Source organism: Robertmurraya korlensis, from assembly GCF_023715225.1.
Taxonomy (GTDB): Bacteria; Bacillota; Bacilli; order Bacillales; family Cytobacillaceae; genus Robertmurraya_A.
Genome location: NZ_JAMBNS010000065.1, coordinates 1 through 489 on the forward strand (window position 1 = coordinate 1; position 489 = coordinate 489).

The window sequence follows — 489 nt, forward strand, 5'->3', positions numbered from 1 at the left end:
TTATGGTCGTGTCCGTGCTATGACCAATGAAAACGGTCAAAAAATTACCTCAGCGGGTCCTTCTATCCCTGTTGAAATCCTAGGTCTGCCTGATACACCAGCAGCTGGTAGCGAGTTTATGGTCGTTTCAGATGAGAAACGTGCGCGCGAGGTTGCAGAATATCGCGCAGATCGTGAGCGTGAAAAAGTGCTTGAACGTCAAGCCAAATCACGCTTAGAAAACTTGTTTGACCAAATGAGCGATGCCAAACTGCCTTCCGTTAATTTGATTCTTAAAACTGACGTTCGGGGTTCACTAGAAGCCTTGTTAACCGCGCTTGATGAATTATCTACGGATGAAGTTAAAGTCAAAGTCATCTCATCGGGTGTCGGTCCAATCACCGAATCGGATGTGGTACTCGCCGAATCAAGTGAAGCGGTATTATTAGGCTTCAACGTTCGGGCTGATAGCGCTGCAAAACGCAAAGCGGATGAAGCAGGCTTAGATAT

The 489-nt window shown here is 46.6% G+C and carries 1 pseudogene; it reads left to right on the forward strand.

The window, feature by feature from the left end:
- A pseudogene (locus M3175_RS25845) lies at positions 1-489 on the forward strand (translation initiation factor IF-2); the annotation flags it as partial.